Below are 13,826 nucleotides of genomic sequence, written 5' to 3'. Positions count from 1 at the left end.
GATGAATACCATCGCGTAGCCGCACCACATGCGTAGCAGATCACAGGCTCAAGCAGAACAGGCAATGGCTGAAGTGCACCCGGTTGCCGCCCTTACCTAAATGACGGATCGACCGGCCGCTACGGGGGTCGTCAAGGAGCATTGGATTTTCCGACCCGATCTTCAAGACCGACTCGACGTGTCGGACTGGATTACGCGCAATCTGCGGGACACAATGGACGACTGCGTTGGGCGAATGCAAAGCGGTCTCGCCACCCTCGCGTCAATCGGCAGTACATCTCCGTTCGTCGGTCTCTTCGGAACCGTGTGGGGCATCTATCACGCGCTCTCACGATCGGAGCGGCCGGCGAGACGTCGATCGACAAGGTAGCGGGGCCCGTTGGCGAAGCGCTGATCATGACTGCATTCGGCTTGTTCGTCGCAATCCCCGCAGTAATCGGCTACAACGCGTTGAACCGCGCGAACAGAACCGTCCTCCGCAAGTTGAACCGGTTCGCTCACGCGGTTCATGCGTTCTTAGTGACTGGCGCGAGCCTGTCTTCGTCGAGACGCTGAAGCGGCAGACGTCCACTCGATCAGCAACGCGGCATCACTTCTCCATCTAGGCCGGATATTGCAAGCCGGGTGCCGGACGGGTTAGCGGACATGCGCTGGCATGTCGTCATAACGCTTGAACTTATGGAACAGCCCCGACACGAGCCAACAAGCAACGAAAAGACGAATTACGGCAAAGGCCATTCGTCATTGCTCGCAGGTCCGATGGCATTTCTCGCCGGCCACGTGATCAACCGCCCCGACGTGCAATCCGTTGCCATTCTCGACTACAACTGACCCGACGGGTGGAGTCGGGAATGAACGACCGCTGCACCCAGGAAGCTGCCCTCGGAGTTGGACATCGGCGGACGCCTGCAATGGGTCGGGTCCGGAAGTTCGGACCGAAGTCGCGACGGACGCACGACGCTCAAACTGAGATCTTCGGCAAACGGCCATAACCTGCCTTTCGTCCTCGAAAATCGAATGGCCGCTCACGTCTACTTTGAATCTTCGGTCAATGCTTAGCCTCGTGCGCCGAGCATTGTGGCGATCGCTTGGAGGCGTCGGTATCCTTGCGAAGCTCGCACAGTTTTTACTTGTGTAAATGTGAGATGAACGCATTGCAGCAGCATGTTTCGTGGACATATTCGGTATCTTCTGCCGCGCGAGAAAGGCGATACTGGCTTGTCCGGGGTAGGGTCTCGGTGCGATCTGCGATCGTTCTGGCAGACATCCCGTAACGCGATCCAACAAGAGGGAGATTCAATGGTGCGGGCAAAATCGACGTCGAGTCATCACACGGATGACGAAGAGTTCTGGGCGAATGTTCGGGCAGCGTATCCGGAACAATAACCATTAATCAACCTTAACAATGCGGCTGTCAGTCCACCGCCACTTGTTGTCGAGCAAGCGACAATCGACGCTTATCGCTTTATCAGCCGCAACCCGGATGTCAATATGTGGAGCACGCTCGATGCCGCGCTACCTGGAACAAAGCGGGAACTCGCAGCAGTTGCGGATCGCAGTGCCGACGAGATCGCGTTGAATCGGAATTCATCCGAGGGCCTGTCCACCGCTATCTTTGGTATACCGCTGAGCGCGGATGACGAAGTGCTGATCTCCGCGTGGGATTATCCGAGCGTGCGGGCAGCCTGGCTTCAGCGCCAGCGCCGGGAAGGCATTAAAGTCGTGACCGTAGACTTCGATGTGATGGATGACAACGACATCGTCGTCAAGGCATACGAACAAGCGATTAGTTCCCGCACGCGAGTGATGCAGTTAACCCACATGCTCCACTGGACCGGCCGCGTCTTGCCGGTCAAGCGGCTTTGCAGTCTTGCCCGAACCAATGACGTCATCACCGTGGTAGATGGCGCACAGACGTTCGCACAGATGCCGGTTAGCTTCAGGGAGACCGATTGCGACTTTTTCGCGACGAGCCTTCACAAGTGGCTCGGTGCTCCTGTGGGCAACGGCATGTTGATCGTCAAGCAAAGCCGGATCGATGAAACCTGGCCGTTGCTGGCGCCATTCGATCCACCGCCGCTTCGCATCGATAAATTCGACCACTGGAACCTCGGTACCTGTAATTCCGCGGTACAGGCGGGAATCGCCCCGGCAATTCGATTTCGTGAGGAGATTGGCACCAACAATGTTCATGCGCGGTTGCGGGAGTTGACTCGATACTGGACGACGATTGCGCGAGATGTCCGTGGCTTCAGATTGCACACGCCAATGGACACGAACGATCTGGCCGCGGTCAGCCTGTTCTCCATTGATGGAATGGATGCCAGGAAAATCGAAGCGGAGCTTCGAAACACCTGGCAAGTGCACGTCAAGCGTCGGAGCGTACAAGGTCTCGACGGGATACGAGTGTCGCCGCATATCTACATGCAGAAAAGCGAACTGGATGTCTTTGTCGAGGCGCTCAGGCAAGTCGTCAAGCTTGGCTCGGCCTGATACTTACTCAAAGCGCGGTCGGGGCCGGCCTGCGAGGAAAGTCGGCGAGGGCGTCGTAGCAGTGTCGCCCTCTCGGCCCGCCGTGCCAGCGCAGTGGGCTATTGATTCCGCGGCGATGCGGTCCACAGCGTGGCGACGTCGAGTCGGTCGGTGCCGAGAAGTTATTCAGCACGATCGTTCGGGCTAAGCAGCAGATGCCGAACATGCTGCCCAAGTATGACTTCTCGACGGACCCCAGCGGAGCGGCGTCGCCTCCGACGTCCGCGAGTCCGGTTGCTGCGGCAGCGGTGCGAGTGCAACCGCAACAGCCCATTCGCGCGCAAGCCGGAGGAACGCGGGAGCTGACGCCAGAAGAAAAGGCGTATCAACGTCGGCTCGATGCCGACAGCTCGAATTTGCAGGACGCGCCGCAGGGCGCGGCCGGCGCAGTGCAGCGTGCAGCGACGCAGGGACAGGGGGGGAGGATCGGCGCCACCCAGTGCGGAAAGCGCGGCCCTTGCGTCACGTATGAACGGCGTTGGCATCGCTCGCGTCATGGCCAGTACGTCCAAGCATCCGAGCCTGACGGTTCCGGCTGGCACGATGATTCAGTGCGGCACAGCGACCGAACTCGATACCACCGTGCCCGGCCAGATTAAATGCCATGTGAGCCAAGACGTCTATTCGTTTGATCACAAGGTCCGGCTGATCGACAAGGGCGCGACTGTCGTCGGCGAGGCGAGCGGCGGCATCAAGAGCGGACAAGCCCGCGTATTCGCGCTGTGGACCCGCCTCGTGAATCCTGACGGCGTGACGATCAACCTCAACAGCCTCGGCACAAACGCACTCGGCAGCGCCGGAATTCCCGGCCAGGTCGATTCCCACTTTTGGGAGCGGTTCGGTCCCGCAATCCTCATTTCGATCATTCCGATTTCGGCGACGCGAGTGTTCAGTACGCGGCGAACAAGGCCAGCAATGGCGGAACGAACATCAATTTCGACAACACGTCGCAAACGTCGGATTCGCTCGCACGCGAGGCGCTTGCCGCCACGATCAATATCCCGCCGACGCTGTACGACCAACAGGGCGATCACGTCGCCATTTTTGTGCGGCAAAACCTTGATTTCAGCAACGTCTACGAGCTAAGCGATGCCACTCCATAAAGTCCTGTCGGTCATTGCTTCGGACCACGCGGTCAATATGACCTTGGCGCCGTTGCTTCGCTACCTCGAAGATCCGGCTGTGTTCGAAGTTCGCGTCAACAGATTCGGCGAGGTCGTGTCCGCCCGAGCTGACGGACGCGAGCTGCATGACGAACCCGCCATCACGCCCGCCTACGTCAACAATCTCACGAACACGCTCCTGTCCTACAATGGCTTGGGACCGTCGCCGATCATGGACGTGAAGTTGCCGAACGGCGCGCGCGGCGTGATTGTGCGGCCTCCGGCCGTACTCGAAGGAACGGTGCTCATCTGCTTCCGAAAGCATTTGCAGGTGAGCAAGCGACTGGAACAGCTGCGCGACGAAGGGCGCTTCGTGAATGCGAAGCGCCGCGCGATTGAGGACATGCTCAAGCTCGATCCGGTCGAAGAGCGATTGCTTCGCTTGCTCGATTGCGGCGATCTAGTCGGGTTCATGCGGCAAGCGGTCCGCAGCAAGAAAAACATCTGCGTGTCCGGTAAAACGGGATTGGGCAAATCGACGCTCACGCGCACGCTGCTCGCCGAAGTACCGCCGACTGAGCGCGTACTGTTGATGGAGGACGTGCACGAGGTTGACGCCGATAACCAGTACGAAGTGGGCTACATGATGTACGGCAAACAGGAGGGCAGTGTATCCGCGAAAGAATGCCTGACGGCGGCAATGAGATTGTCGCGCGACCGTATTTTTTTCACTGAGCTGCGCGACGATGCCGCATGGGACTACTTGACGGGCGCGAATACCGGGCATCCGGGCGGTATCTTTTCGACCCACGCGGATAACGCGGCAACGACTTTCGCCCGGATCGCGACCCTTGTCAAAGCCTCGGAAGTCGGCCGTACGGTGGACTACGACGTGATCTTGAAAACGGTCATCACGACGGTCGACATTGTTATCTACATGGCCGACCGCGAAGTAAAGGAGATCTACTATGACCCAGCGTATCGGCGTCGCCAGCTTGTGGGCTAATCCGCCCGCTGTACATGGTGGGCTTCCCTTTTTCGCGCCGGTTTCGGCCACGCCGCGCACAAGTCAAGCCTCGCAAGGCGCAGCTTTGATTAACTTTGCTGCACTATCCTGCTGTATTCGTGGCTTCGCCGGTTATCAGGTAGACGTCACCGGATAGACCGAAGTCAGCTGTCTTCCACTTAGACCGGACCAGCGACTGTCTCTTCCCGCTCCGACAAGAGACGGTCGCTTATCAGGGCCGGTATTTCGTTCGTCGGACTTCCAGGTGCGCGATCCCGGACTTGGCCGTTCGCCGGAAATGTTCATTTACAGCCGCCGAACAGCTTAGCCGCTTAAAGTTCTTAAAGGTGATGTGTGCGCCAGAACGGCGGCCACCATCAGCACCGCGACCATTGCAAGCGCTTCGACTGCCAGCAGCCGGTCGAAGCCTCGCTGCGCATGGAGAAGGACTGCGCCGTCGCCAGTCATCGCCGACTCCAGGCGTGGCAGATAAATCATCCTGTTATAGCCCCCCAGCATCACCGCCAGCGTCACGAATGCGAGTTTGAGCGCCAGCATCTGGCGGTACAGCACGCTTAGTAACGGGGCGCCGAGGTGCGCCATATTCTGCGTCGCGTTATAAAGGCCAGTCACGATCACCACAGCGAGCGCAACCGTCGCTAGGTGCAACAGCTGCGTGCAGAACGCCACGCGTCGTGCGGACAGAGCAGACGACGAGTCGTCCCGACAATGCAGCTCACATACCGCAACGATCACGCTGCCCGCCCACAGCGCCGTTGGGCAAAGATCGATGACCTGCACAGCCTCGCGCAGCGTGAAATCGCCGGCATCGGCGGCATGGGTGGCGGCGGCCTTGCCGGACGCATAGACGATTACGCCGGCTGTCGCTATCAGCCACGCCGGACGGCTCGCACGCGTTCCGGCAAGGCCGGCGATCACCACTCCGCTAAAACCGACCACCCACGCGATACCGAAGTGCGATTGCGTTAGCACAGTGACCACTGCCGGGCCGGCGTCGCCCGGCGGTGCACCGCTCATGATTGCAGCCTGCAGCCACAGATACAGGCCGCAGGCGAGCGCGGGCCCACAAAGCACGCCCCATCGCCAGTGGGCCAGCGTGGCAAGTGAAGCCCGGCCCTGCTGCCAGAGCATCGCACTGCTCGCAAGCGTCCCCACCGCAAGCGCGAACAGCACGTCCTGCGTGGCGGCAACCACGATCTGTGCGATAAAGCGGCTCCATCGTTACTTAACCGTGAAGGTGAAGTGGCCTTGCGTACGATGCCCGTCGGCGGCCACTGCCACCCACTCCACCGTGTACACGCCAGGCGCCAGCGCCTTCAGTGCGACCGACATGTGCTTTGTGTTCGAGGGATCGACTACCGACTTGTTGCTGATCACCGACTTGCCCTGCGAATCGGTCACGGTGATCGAGCTGAATGCCGGTTCCAGACCGTCGTCGAAGTCGATAGCTACGTCCTTCTGCGAAGCAGATACGGCGGAGCCGGCGGATGGCGTCTGATGGGTCGGAAAGGCGTGCGCGTGCGCCAGTTGCGCGATGGTCAGCGTAAGCGCCGCAACAAGGGCGCGAGCTACGGAAGAGTTCAGCCGAGAGGTTTTCATGGGTTGATCAAAGGCCTGTCAGAAGATTGGAGAAGACGCAGCCGTCAGAGACCCAGATGACGGCTTCAGCGGTCAGGCGCATGTGGTTTTTTCACGGATCGGCTGGCGCGAAAGCCGCGCCAGCCGCCGGCTTCCGCCTTGCGGAGACACCGCACGAAAGAGGTGCTGGAGAAAGCAAATTCGGCGACAAACACTCTCGTCAGATTACCGTTACTTGCCGGCATCCACCTCCAGCTTTTCACCACTGGAAAAGTGGCTTTCCGATTGTGGTTGGCGCAATGTCGTCAAAGAAGATGTGGGCCTGCACCAGGATACCTACGTGCGAACCGCTCGCGCGGTTAATCGGTATCTGCGCTTCGACGCCAAATTGACCGTAGCGATTGATCCAGATGAAGCCGGGATTGACCGTGCCGGTTGTCTGTCCTTGGCTTCTGGACAACGGAACCTCGACTATGGGAATGATGTTCGCGAGCGGTTTCGGCAAACCGAGGTCATGTACATGCTGCTGCAGGTAAGGCAGGCTGTACTGGAGCGTGAAGCCGTAATTGAAGGCGTTAGGCTGTCCCGCGCCCGTAGTGAGGGCGGGCGCGGCTTCGGCGGTAATCGCGATCGGACGCATGTATGCCAGCGAATCAGGCAGGTCTCCCATGCCCTTGCCGACATAGATGGTCGGCGATATGGTCGAGAAGCTATCGGCAATCGCGTGGCTTCCCGTGCCGCCCAATTCGGCGTTGACGCCGACGGACGTCATGAACTCGTGCGCCTCGTTGACGTACAGCAGGTACTTCAGGCCGAGGCCGAAGTTGTTGAAACCACGGGCAGTCGGGTTGTTTTGCACATCGTAGGAGCCGGTGACCGAGAAGGCCAGCCTTGGCGTGATGAGCTTGTCGTACTCGAGATTAAAGGTATTGATGCTCTGATCGCCATCGTCGCCGGGGATGCGTTGGTGGCCGTACACGAGATTTGCTTCGTCGCCTACGCCGGGATCATCCACGGCCATGGTTGCCGGAAAGACGCGGTCGCCCGCAATTGAATGGGCGGACGCGAGCGAGGGGATTAGCAGAAGCGCGCTCGTGGCAACCGACATAAATGCTGCCGGAAGTAGCGGTTTGCTGCCGCGCCGTGTCATGGTGTGCATGTTTCATCTTTTTTGGCCGTCGTAATGCCGCCGCACGTCTGATTACAGACGCGAGACACACCGCGATGCAGCGAATGCATCGCGTCGGTTAGACTTAAATCAGGACAAAACGGGAGGGGCGCGAGGCTGGGCGGGCGTGAGCGGTTCAACCAGGCGAACGCTCTCGAAGCGGGTGGCTGCGGGCTGCTGGATGGCCCTTACGGTGACGGCGAAAGTCGCCGGCACACCGGGGATGACGGGCATATGCGCGAGCAAGCTGCAATAGCCGCAGGCCTGTCCGTCGAATATCGTTAAGCCATGGTGAGAGTTTCCGTCCGGCGCATGGTGGTGCATCGCAGACATCGCAGACATGGAAGACGTCGAATGATGTGCACCCATCATGGGAATGTCGCCGCGGGTTGGGCCAAGTGTTTGCGGAACCCTTGGGGCGAGCGTCGCCATTAAGATCGCGAGCAATCCCAACAAACTCCCAATTCTCCGATGATAACGGCTCAGCATGGGCCCGGCGATGCGGTGTCGGTGAGTGGAACTGAGCGGATTATGCCACGTGTTTTTATTAACCCCTGCGGTCTCCGCCGCATGTGCGACAGGCGACCGCAATCAGCGCAGATTCTCGTGCAAGCCGCCAGAGCGCTTGAGTGTAACAATCGCCGAGGTGGCCCAGCTCACTACCGATCACACCGACCACTGGACGGCCTTTAAGCCGGAAATATCCGCTGCTGCGCCGTCGACGTCCCGGAATCCGTCGTTCAGTTCCAGCTTGCCGCGTCGTCCGTCGTCGCCTCATTTCGACCAGAGAGCAGCCCGTCGCCAGCGTTGACTGAACGGATCGAGCGGGTCGATAGTCAGGCAGGCGTCGCCGGATAGACCGAAGCTCGGCCACATCCAGATGTTCGGCGAGCCGGGAAACTTGCCGTTGGAATGGCTGGATCGCTTCGGAACCTGACCGACGAGGTACGCGCCGAAGCGCAACAACCAGACACGCAGTCTGTGCAAGTTTTTGCATGAGCGAACTCGCGCAACGCCCCAATACAAATCGGCAAAACTAGGCGCCGCGGCTCAGGCGTCGCCAGTACGCCACGCCGAGCGCGACGGTGACGGACACTAGCGTAACAAGGCCGATGTCGAACAGAAAGTAGAGGACGCTCTTACGCCATTCGCCGCTCGCGAACGTCGCGAAGGCGCCAAGGCCGATGCAAGATAGCGCCCACGCCACGAGTCGCCGTCGCGGGCCGCCCACGCGCGACCAGATCAGGCCCAGCAAGACACCGGCCCCGAACGGAAAAATCTCGAACAATTCATTCACGTGCTCACCTGCAGCGTTGTCGGTTGATCGTCACGACTTCTCGTCGTCCTGCATGTCGTCTCCCTCGTCGCCACAACAACTGTCGATCGCCTGGGTGTTACAAGGACCGTTGCATTTGCCGCCGCAGCCGCCGCAGCAGTTCTCGCGACCCTTGGCGTCGCAACAGTCGCAGCCGCCCGGGATGGTGTACGCCATCACATCGAGCGTCCTGACCGGGTTCGCCGGGTCGTCGCTAACGATGACGAGTTCGCAGGCGCGCGGGCACTTCTCCGTGGCCTTGTAGCGAATGAGCACGCTCAGGCACGAGCCCGGACGCAGCGTCGTCGGGAAGGGACTGTTGATCAGCCTCCAGTGCGGGCTCTTGCGCCTGAAGGCCACACTCTTGACGTGCAGGTCGCACTCGCCCACGTTGCACAGCGCGATCGTTCGCTCGCCAAGGCAGCATTCCTTGACGCCGCCGATACAGGTCGAGCCCGTGATAACGAGCGTGCCCGAGGGCGCCTCGCCCCGCATCGTCACAGTCTTCGGCCCGGCGGGATCGTCACTGGTCACGGTGACGGTCGCAGACTTCGCGCCGAAGCTCGTCGGCGCAAACCGGATCGGCATTGCGACCGCCGTGCCGGGTGCGATCAAAATCGGATACGAACTGACACTCGGCACGACGAACTGGACATCGGACGACGTCATGCCGCTAACGGTAAGTGGGCACGGGCCGCTGTTAATGAGCGTGAGCGGCAGATCCTTGAATGAGCCGACGCAGACCTTGCCCAAGTCGCCCGAATCGGCGACGACGAGGTCGAGCTTCGGCGCCGGCGCCATGCCGGAGACGGCGATTACGCGCGCTCCCGCCGGGTCGTTGCTGGAGATGGTCAGCGTGCCCGCCTTCGGTCCGACGCTCGTCGGGTGGAATCGCACCGGCAACGTGATGGCGTCGCCGGCCGCGACGACGAGCGGATACAAGACGACGCTGGGCAGCTGGAAGTCGGGCGACGACGAGGCGATGCCCGTCACGTGCAGCGCGCACGTGCCGCCGTTGTGCAACACCAGGTCGCGGTCCACGAAGCTGTCTCGGCAAGCGGAGCCGAAGTAGCCGCTGTCGGCAATCGCGGTCACGAGCCGTGGAGCGCCGGGCACGCCGGTCGCGGCCAGATCCACCACCGGCGCGCTCGGGTCGTTGCTCAGGATGCGGATCGTTGCCGTCTCGCTCGCGGTGCCGGACGGCACATACCGGACAGTAAAGTCCACTTGCTCGCCTGCCTGGATTACAAGAGGCGTACCGGGCGTGGCCAGCACGGAGAAGCCGGTCGAACCCATCAGCCTTTGCACGCTGGTGACGACGAGGTCGGTCGCACCGACGTTGAATATTTCCAGGGTCAGAAACTGCGGTCCCTCGCAGACTGTCCCGAATTCGAGGTTGCGCTCGAGGTCGACCGCGATCGATGGCCCCTGCGGTACGACGAACGAGAACACGCCGCGCCCGAAGGTGGCAGCGCGCAGCTCGCCGCGGTGGTAGACGAGTTCGAAGACCGGCGCGCGCGGAAAGTGGAGGTCGTCGAGCACGCTCCAGGTGGCGCCGCCGTCGACGGACCGCAGCACGCCGAAGTCGGTCCCAGCGTACAGGGCTGTAGGGGTTTCGCTGCCGTCGACCGCGATCGCATTGAACGGAAGGTCGAGCGCAGGCGAGATATCGGTCCATGTCGCCGCCGTTAGCGACGTGCGGAACACGTGTCCGCCGGGAAAGCCGCTGAAGCCGCCGATCGCCGCGTAGATCATCGACGGGTCGTTGGGGTCGAATGCGACCCCGCCGACGAAGCCGCCAGGAAGGTTGCGCGTGATGTCGGTGAACGTGAGCCCGCCGGCCGCGAGAGCGTCGCTCGAGACGAGGACGCGGCTCCCAACTGAGATGACGAGGTTGTTACTGTCGGCTGGCGCTACGTCCGCCTCAGTGGCGGTGCCGTTGATCGCCACGCTATTCGGCCAGGTGGCACCGCCATCCAGGCTCTGCCACAGGTTCTGGTTGCTGCTCGCGTAGACGACGCCGCCCGTGTTCGGATCGGTGGCGACGGCGGCCAGGTATGGGTTGGCGCTCTCCGCGGCCGACCACGAGGGCGTGATGTTCGCGTACGATCCGCCGTCGTCGGTCGAGCGCAAGATCGTCGTGTTGCGGCGGCCGTAGACCTGGCTGCCCAGCTGGCCGTCGTACGCGACATCGAAGCCGTCGCCGCCCGCGCCCATCTTCCAGGTGGGTGCGGCCCCACCGGCCGTAGTGACGATGCCGTTATCCTGCAACGCTCCGACGGTGACGCTACCGCTCGCGTCGGGCTTCACGTCGAGATTGTAGAACAGCGCGGTCTGAAGGCCGCCCGCGTTGAGCGAGGCGAAGTTGACGCCGGCCGTGCAACTGAAGATTCCGCCGTCGTTGCCGCAGTAGGCGACGGACAGCGGACCGGCCTGCGGGCCAAATGCCCAGGTTTGTGTGTCGGCGTGAAGGCCGGTCAAGCCGGTGAAGGTGGCGCCGGCGTCGCTGGATCGTCCCTGGCCCAACATGCCGAGGTAAATGACGTCGCCGGAGCCGTCGCCGGGCGACTTGGGATCGACGGCCATGTGGCAGGCGTAGCCGCCGTAGCTCGTTCCGATCGATGACAGGACGGCGGTGCTGGCCCGCGTCGTCCAGTTGGCGCCCTGGTCAGTGCTCTGGAACAGGCCCAGCACGTCCGCCGAGCCGAACGTGACACCGGTGCCGACCATCGTGGTGTACAGCACCTGGATGCCCGCCGGATTGGCCACCGAGGCCGGCGGCGCGAGTGCGACCACGACCTTGCCGATACCAGTGAATCCCCCGCCGGAAATGCTGTTGGCCACCACGGGCGTGGCCGCGTTGAGGATTGTGGCCCAGTTGCGGCCGCCGTCGGTGGACTGCACGACGCCCACGCCACCGATGCCGGCGTAAAGGATGCGGGCGCCGGCGGCCGAAGTGGGATCCAGCACCAGCGAGCGTACGTCGCCCGCCGGCGCCGTGCCTTGGGTCCAGTTGAAGCCGCCATCGGTGGAGAAGAATAACCCGCCATTGCACGCGAGGTACAACGCTTGGCTGTTTGCAGGATCGACGACGACGACGTTGATGATCAGGTTGAAGAAGAGGCTCGCGTTGGTGGGCGTGTTCAGCGGATAGGTGGTGCCGAGGCGGATCCAGCTCGAGCCGCCGTCAGTCGACCGGAACAGGCCCGCGGGAGGCTGCGTCGAGTCGCGCGAGAACTGTGAGCCGTCGCGGCTGCTGGTGCCGACATAGAGGGTGTCGGTGTTGGTCGGATCGATCGCGATGGCTGCGGGGCCGCCGATCCCGAGCGAAGGCGCTCGGTCGAAGATTGGCGTCCACGTAGTGCCGCCGTCACGCGTGCGCCAGACACCGCCCCATGCCGTGCCGATGACGATGACGTTCGGGTTGTTTGGATGCACTGCGATGGTCGTGACTTGGCCATTCGCACTGATCGCCCCCTGATCGATGGGGCTGGGGCCGATGGGCGCCCAGACGGTTCCGTTCAGGCTCATCGTTCGCCTCTCCCGTTGGTGGTCGGGCGTTAGCCGTGCTTAGGCGGCGCCGCGCCGGGTGCAGGCGTGTCGACGGGCGGATCCATCGACGGCCTGACCAGCGCACCGGGTAGCTGATACCACTGCTCGCGTGCAAGCGCATATCGCTCCGGCGTCGGCGGCAGGCCGCCAAGGAAGCGGTGTCGCTCGATTTCAAGATGCTCGTTGGGGTCGTCGTGGTGCTCTCGCGGGTAGTCGCCGTCACCTCCGTGATAGTCGTCGTCGCCCCCATGCCCCCCATGCGCTTGCGTGGCGCCAAGACCCTGCTGCTTCTTCACCATCGCGCCCCCTTTCGTGCGGGCCGCCGGAGCGGCGCATGCCTCAAAGGCTAGTCCGGGCTCAGTGGTTTTTCAAGCTCCAGGACGCTGCAGCAGAGGTCGGCTATCCTTCAATTGCCGAGAAGCTACGGAAGGGCCGTTCGGCCTGATACCTTCCCTTTGAGCTTCAAAGGCTAAGCCGGCAGAAAGATGCCCGACTCGGACCGAACGGCGGGGGGCCGCGCCGATCAGTCGATTTAGGACCGGATTCGGCGGCGGATTCAACCGGTCGATGCAACACACTAGAGGCTGCGTAAGCAGTGGAGGTGTTGCAATGAAACAGAGGCCGAGGATCTACTATTCTGAGAGTCAGAAGTCGTTGATGTGGGACCGCTGGCGCAAAGGCGAAACGATTCATCAGATTGCCAAACTGTTCGATCGGGGCCACTCTTCAATACAGCGGATACTCGCGGAGGCCGGCGGCATCGAGCCACCGCAAAGGCACCGCGCACCGCAGGCATTGAGGCTTGCGGAACGCGAGGAAATTTCTCGCTGCTTGGTGGCCCGATTGTCAGTTCGGTCTATTGCGGCCAAGCTGGGACGTGCTCCTTCCACGATTAGCCGCGAGCTGCAGCGCAACGGAGGCAGTCAAGGTTATCGAGCGAGTCAGGCGGACGCGCTCGCCTGGGATCGGGCACGTCGCCCGAAGGTGTGCAAATTGGTGAAAAACCAGACGTTGGCGGGAGTTGTCGCTGCAAAGCTGAAGCTGCAGTGGTCTCCTGAGCAGATTTCGGGTTGGCTCAAGCATGTATATGCCGTCAACAAGGACCATCTGGTGTCACACGAGACGATCTATCGGAGCCTTTATATTCAAGCTCGCGGCGCCCTGAAAAAGGAACTGCTTGAACACTTGCGACGCTCTCGAGTCATGCGCCGTCCCAGCATCACACATTGAAAACCGAAGGCCGAACGAACATTCGCGACGCGGTATCGATCAGCGAACGCTCCGCTACAGCGGAGGATCGCGCAATACCCGGGCACTGGGAAGGCGACTTGCTGTTTGGCAACGCTACCAGCCAGATTGCAACTCTCGTCGAACGTCAAAGTCGATTCGTGATGCTGGTGAAACTACCCAGCAAGGATTCTGAGGCCGTGGTCAACGCGCTGATACGACACGCCAGCAAGTTACCTCGGGAACTATATAAATCGCTGACCTGGGACAGGGGATCGGAAATGGCCGATCACAGTCGCTTTACCGTGGCGACCGACATCAAGG

General features: G+C 61.6%; 11 protein-coding genes and 2 pseudogenes. 6 read left to right on the top strand and 7 right to left on the bottom strand.

The genetic code is table 11. The features are described 5' to 3' along the window. Positions 1-154 precede the first annotated feature (154 nt). The 5 genes and pseudogenes from AWB66_RS31045 to AWB66_RS31030 all read left to right on the top strand — a co-directional run. Positions 155-555, top strand: a pseudogene (locus AWB66_RS31045) (MotA/TolQ/ExbB proton channel family protein); the annotation flags it as partial. Positions 556-645: 90 nt separating this feature from the next. After that, positions 646-831: a hypothetical protein gene (locus tag AWB66_RS33335; RefSeq protein WP_125469855.1), complete on the top strand. Its 186-nt coding sequence runs from the start codon at positions 646-648 to the stop codon at positions 829-831. Positions 832-1,392: 561 nt separating this feature from the next. Then, positions 1,393-2,493 (top strand): aminotransferase class V-fold PLP-dependent enzyme, encoded by a 1,101-nt coding sequence (locus tag AWB66_RS31040; protein ID WP_268811170.1) that lies wholly within the window; start codon positions 1,393-1,395, stop codon positions 2,491-2,493. A gap of 507 nt (positions 2,494-3,000) precedes the next feature. Next, positions 3,001-3,618, top strand: a complete 618-nt coding sequence (locus AWB66_RS35210; protein WP_235021331.1) for a TrbI/VirB10 family protein — start codon at positions 3,001-3,003, stop codon at positions 3,616-3,618. Positions 3,619-3,621: 3 nt separating this feature from the next. Continuing rightward, positions 3,622-4,641, top strand: coding sequence for an ATPase, T2SS/T4P/T4SS family (locus AWB66_RS31030; protein WP_087633837.1), 1,020 nt, complete (start codon positions 3,622-3,624; stop codon positions 4,639-4,641). 324 nt (positions 4,642-4,965) lie between these two features. On the opposite strand, the gene AWB66_RS31025 is transcribed toward AWB66_RS31030, so the two are convergent. The 7 genes from AWB66_RS31025 to AWB66_RS30990 form a co-directional block, all read right to left on the bottom strand. After that, positions 4,966-5,856, bottom strand: coding sequence for a CopD family protein (locus tag AWB66_RS31025; RefSeq protein WP_087633836.1), 891 nt, complete (start codon positions 5,854-5,856; stop codon positions 4,966-4,968). A gap of 27 nt (positions 5,857-5,883) precedes the next feature. Beyond that, positions 5,884-6,261, bottom strand: a complete 378-nt coding sequence (locus AWB66_RS31020) for a copper resistance CopC family protein (RefSeq protein ID WP_087633835.1) — start codon at positions 6,259-6,261, stop codon at positions 5,884-5,886. 238 nt (positions 6,262-6,499) lie between these two features. Then, a complete protein-coding gene (locus AWB66_RS31015; RefSeq protein WP_407642347.1) occupies positions 6,500-7,348 on the bottom strand; it encodes a hypothetical protein in 849 nt (282 codons plus the stop codon). Positions 7,349-7,498: 150 nt separating this feature from the next. Further along, positions 7,499-7,897: a DUF2946 domain-containing protein gene (locus AWB66_RS31010; protein ID WP_087633833.1), complete on the bottom strand. Its 399-nt coding sequence runs from the start codon at positions 7,895-7,897 to the stop codon at positions 7,499-7,501. 547 nt (positions 7,898-8,444) lie between these two features. Continuing rightward, entirely contained in the window at positions 8,445-8,705 is a 261-nt protein-coding gene (locus AWB66_RS31000) for a hypothetical protein (protein WP_087633831.1), read from the bottom strand. 30 nt (positions 8,706-8,735) lie between these two features. Beyond that, entirely contained in the window at positions 8,736-12,254 is a 3,519-nt protein-coding gene (locus tag AWB66_RS30995) for a choice-of-anchor D domain-containing protein (RefSeq protein ID WP_087633830.1), read from the bottom strand. A 29-nt stretch (positions 12,255-12,283) separates the two neighbouring features. Further along, positions 12,284-12,574 (bottom strand): hypothetical protein, encoded by a 291-nt coding sequence (locus AWB66_RS30990; RefSeq protein WP_087633829.1) that lies wholly within the window; start codon positions 12,572-12,574, stop codon positions 12,284-12,286. 310 nt (positions 12,575-12,884) lie between these two features. On the opposite strand from AWB66_RS30990, the pseudogene AWB66_RS30985 reads away from it, so the two are divergent. Next, positions 12,885-13,826, top strand: a pseudogene (locus AWB66_RS30985) (IS30 family transposase); the annotation flags it as partial.

Origin of the sequence: Caballeronia telluris (genome assembly GCF_001544495.1) — a bacterium.
Classification (GTDB): domain Bacteria; phylum Pseudomonadota; class Gammaproteobacteria; order Burkholderiales; family Burkholderiaceae; genus Caballeronia; species Caballeronia telluris.
This window is presented reverse-complemented; position numbering and strand designations above follow the sequence as displayed.